This is a genomic window from Hymenobacter agri, assembly GCF_054778495.1.
On record NZ_BAAGZM010000371.1, the window covers coordinates 1 to 4247 of the forward strand.

At 64.2% G+C, this 4247-nt stretch carries 4 protein-coding genes; 2 read left to right on the forward strand and 2 right to left on the reverse strand.

Annotation, left to right across the window (positions count from 1 at the left end; all coding sequences use genetic code 11):
- Positions 1-1291, reverse strand: a 1291-nt coding sequence (locus tag ACYVDE_RS15845) for an alpha/beta hydrolase fold domain-containing protein (RefSeq protein WP_460502516.1), incomplete at its 3' end; no start/stop codon positions are given.
- A 139-nt stretch (positions 1292-1430) separates the two neighbouring features.
- On the opposite strand from ACYVDE_RS15845, the gene ACYVDE_RS15850 reads away from it, so the two are divergent.
- Together ACYVDE_RS15850 and rfbA are read left to right on the forward strand one after the other, a co-directional pair.
- Positions 1431-2333, forward strand: a complete 903-nt coding sequence (locus ACYVDE_RS15850) for a S66 peptidase family protein (protein ID WP_460502517.1) — start codon at positions 1431-1433, stop codon at positions 2331-2333.
- Between the two features lie 155 nt (positions 2334-2488).
- The gene (gene rfbA / locus ACYVDE_RS15855; protein ID WP_460502518.1) at positions 2489-3367 is read left to right on the forward strand and encodes a sugar nucleotidyltransferase; all 879 of its coding nucleotides are present in this window, start codon (positions 2489-2491) and stop codon (positions 3365-3367) included.
- 92 nt (positions 3368-3459) lie between these two features.
- Here the strand turns inward: rfbA and ACYVDE_RS15860 are convergent.
- The coding region (locus ACYVDE_RS15860; RefSeq protein WP_460502519.1) for an NAD(P)/FAD-dependent oxidoreductase at positions 3460-4247 on the reverse strand (788 nt) is incomplete at its 5' end.

The window sequence follows — 4247 nt, forward strand, 5'->3', positions numbered from 1 at the left end:
TACGGCTGCCGGTGTTGCGAATCGCGCCCGTGGCCCCGCTGGCGCTGATGCCCGCCGCGTCGCAGATGCGCAGCTGGGCCCCGGCCTGCAGGTCGAAATTGCCCGGCCCGTCCACCACAAAGCAGTTGGTATTCAGGCTGCCGGCGGGCTGGCCACTCTGGCTTTTAACAACCAGCGTGCCGTATACGGTGATGTTGCCGGCCAGCGTAGCCGTGCCGCTGTTGATGGTGATATCCTGGTAATTGCCGCCGTTTACCGTGGTGTTGGTATTGATAGTGAGGCTCGGATAGGCCGCCACGGCGAAGGGCGCCAGCAACGGTCGTAAGAAAGCCCTGATGTCGCGGTACGTGGTGTCGGCGTAGGCGGCCGAGTTGGCGCTGCCAGTGTTGGCGCTCTGCACCGGATACTGTGGAATGTGGGGCGCCCGGCTGAAGCGCCGCAGCACGTTGGACACGCCCACGCTGCTGGCATACGGATTCAGCAAGCCGCTGCCGAACACGTACTTGGGCGGCAGGCCCGCCCCGACGCGCCCTTTCAGGTACGGCACTACGGCGTCGGAGGTGCCGTGAGCGCTGTAAAGGGGCACGTTGCCGGGTTCGATGATGCTGAGCGGGTTGGTCGCGCCGCTCAGGTTGAGCACGGCCAGCGGCAGGCTGCTGTAGCCGGGGTTGCCGCTGTTGCCCTCGATGCCGCCCAGCGCCGCGAGGCCCACGTTGGCATCCACTTCGCTGGCTTTATCGAGGTAGCCCACTTCCAGCGCCATAAAGCCCCCGGCCGAAGCCCCGCCCACCACAATGCGGGTGGGGCTGATGCGGTACGTGTTGCTCGTGGCGGCATCGTTGCGGAAGAAGCGCACGGCCGCCCGCATATCCTGCATCCCCTGAATAGCGGCCCGGCTCACCCCGGTAGTATCGGATGGGTTCAGCACTAGGAGGGGGTTGAGGCGGTAGTCGATGCTGGCCGTAACGTACCCCAGCCTGGCAAACTGCGTGCAGACGCTTGCCATGTACGACTCGGTACGCGAGCCCGTGACGAAGCCGCCCTGATGGGCGAAGATGATGACCGGCCGCTGCGCCGTGGCGTCGCCCGTAGGCTGGTAAACGTCCATCACGAGCTGCTGCGTACCGAAAACGCCCACTGCCGAGCCGTACACCACGCCCGACGTCACCGTCACATTCGCGAACACGGGCCGGAAGTAGCGCCCATTGGTGGTGTCGATGGGCATCTGGGCCAGCGCCGGCCGGGCCAGGCCGAGTAGCAGCAGCACCCCCGCAAAGAGTAAAGATTTCATAGGAACCAGGAAAAGAGTGGAAAATCGGATGTAGGGCTTGTTGCTTGACGCAGAACCGGCCGCCGGGGTTGGCCCGACCGGCCGGCCGCGCGGCCGTGCGTTATTTGCGACCGTTTTTCCAGCTGCTTTGTTTTCGACTATGTCCGTTCAGTTTCCCGCCCCCCTGCGGGCCGGCCAGCGCGTGGCGCTCGTCAGCCCGGCCCGTAAAATATCGGCCGCCGAATTGGCCCCCGCCATCGCCACCCTCGAAAGCTGGGGCCTCGACGTGGTGCTGGGCGAAAGCATCGCCGGCGAGTACCACCAGTTTGCCGGCCCCGACGACCTGCGCCGCCGCGACTTCCAGCAGCAGCTCGACGACCCCGGCATCCGCGCCATTCTGTGCGCGCGCGGCGGCTACGGCACCGCCCGCATCGTCGACGGGCTCGATTTCACACGCTTCGCCGCCGCGCCCAAGTGGGTGGCCGGTTTCTCCGATGTCACCGTGCTCAACTCGCACCTGCTGGCCCGCAACTACGCCAGCATTCACGGCGTGATGCCGGTGCTGTTCCACCAGGCCGGCGGCGAGCTGGCCCTCGAAACCCTGCGCCGCGCGCTGTTCGGCGAGGCGTTTCAGCCCATTGAAGTAGCGCCGCACCCGCTCAACCGGCCTGGTGCCGCCACTGGCGAGCTGGTGGGCGGCAACCTAAGCCTGCTCCAAACCATTACGGGCACGCCCTCGCAGGCCAGCTTCGCGGGCCGCATCCTCTTCCTCGAAGACCTCGACGAGTATCTCTACCACGTCGACCGCATGCTGCTGCACCTGCACCGCAGCGGGCAGCTGGCGGGCCTGGCCGGCCTGGTGGTGGGCCACTTCTCCGACATGCGCGATAATGCCATTCCCTTCGGCACCACGGCCTGGGAAATCATCGACCGCTACGCGCAGCTGTATAATTTTCCGGTGGCCTACGGCTTCCCCACCGGCCACGAGGCCGACAATCTGGCCTTGGTGGTAGGCCAGTCGGTGACGCTGACGGTAGAAGCGGGCGGTGCCCGGCTATATTAGAACATTGTAGAGACGCATGTATGCGTCTCGTCGTTGAACGACACGACCGCGCGGCGTGGACGACGAGACGCAAATATGCGTCTCTACCGCATTCCCGCCCAACCCCGCCCAAAGCCGTAGCTTTGTGCCAGTGATTCTGCCCCTTATTTGATTTCATGAAAGGAATTATCCTCGCCGGCGGCTCCGGCACCCGCCTGCATCCGCTCACGCTCGCCGTTTCGAAGCAGCTGATGCCCGTGTACGACAAGCCGATGATTTATTATCCGCTGTCGATTCTGCTCTCGGCCGGTATTCGCGAGGTGCTGATTATCACCACGCCCCACGACCAGGCCCAGTTCAAGAAGCTGCTCGGTGATGGCAAGAGCCTGGGCTGCGATTTCCAATACGTGGTGCAGGAAGTGCCCAACGGCCTCGCCCAAGCCTTCGTGCTCGGCGCCGACTTCATTGGCAAAGACAAAGTAGCCCTGGTGCTCGGCGACAACATTTTCTACGGCGCGGGCCTGGAAGAGCTGCTGAAATCGAACAACGACCCCACGGGCGGCGTGGTGTTTGCCTACCACGTGCACGACCCCGAGCGCTACGGCGTGGTGGAGTTCGATGAGAACAAAACCGCCCTCAGCATCGAGGAGAAGCCGGCCAAGCCCAAGAGCAACTACGCCGTGCCCGGCCTGTATTTCTACGACAACGACGTGGTAGAAATCGCCAAAAACCTGGAGCCCAGCCCCCGCGGCGAGTACGAAATCACCGACGTGAACAAGGAGTACCTGCGCCGCGGCACCCTGAAAGTGGGCATCCTCGGCCGCGGCACCGCCTGGCTCGACACGGGCACGTTCGAAAGCCTGATGCAGGCCGGCGAGTTCGTGAAAGTCATCGAGCAGCGCCAGGGCCTGAAGGTGGGTTCCATCGAGGAAGCCGCTTACCGCCAGGGCTTCATCGACGCCGACCAGCTCCGCGCCATTGCCGCCCCGCTGCGCAAAAGCGGCTACGGCGACTACCTGATGAACCTGCCCGACCAGCTGATGCTGGAAGAGTAGGATTTCAATGGGTGAATGAGCGAATGGGTGAATGAGTGAATGTTATTGCAGCATTCACCCATTCACCCATTCGCTCATTCACCCATTGTATTTTACTCGTCCAGGTACTGGTGCACGAACTTGATGGCCATGCTGCCCTCGCCCACGGCCGAGGCCACGCGGGCCATGGCCCCGGCGCGGCTGTCGCCGGCGGCAAAGATGCCGGGGGCACAGGTTTCGAGCAGGTAAGGCTCGCGCTGCTTTTTCCAGACTTCGTGGTAGCGTGGGTCGGTCACGAGGTCGCGGCCGGTGAGCAGGAAGCCTTTGCCGTCGCATAGCACTTGGTCGCAAATCCATTCAGTGCTGGGCTTGGCGCCGATGAAGACGAACAGGGCGCGGGCCGGACGTTTCTCTACAGTGCCGTTTACGTCCACCATCACGGCTTCGAGGTGGTCCTGGCCACACACTTCTTTTACCTGCGAATGCGGCAATAGTTCGATATTAGGCGTGTCGCGAATCTGCTCGATGAGGTAGGCAGACATGCTGGCCGCCAGGTTGGCCCCCCGAATGACGATGAACACCCGGCGGGCGTAGGTGGCCAGGTACATGGCGGCCTGCCCGGCCGAGTTGCCGCCGCCCACAATGTATACGTCCTGCGCGTCGCAGCTGCGGGCCTCGGTGCGGGCCGCGCCGTAGTACACGCCCGCGCCGCTGAGGCGGTCCATGCCCGGCACGTCGAGGGTGCGGTAGCTCACGCCGGTGGTCAGTACCACGGCTTTGGTACTGATTTCGCTGCCGTCGCCCAGCGTCAGCACTTTGTAGCCGTCCTGCAGGCACAGCTTGGTTACCTCCTGCGGGGCCAGAAACTCGGCCCCGAGGCGCACGGCCTGGGCCCAGGCGC

Excerpts from the sequence above, each read along its gene's own strand:
- ACYVDE_RS15850 (WP_460502517.1), top strand. The coding sequence starts at position 1,431 with ATGTCCGTTCAGTTTCCCGCCCCCCTGCGGGCCGGCCAGCGCGTGGCG.
- rfbA (WP_460502518.1), top strand. The coding sequence starts at position 2,489 with ATGAAAGGAATTATCCTCGCCGGCGGCTCCGGCACCCGCCTGCATCCG.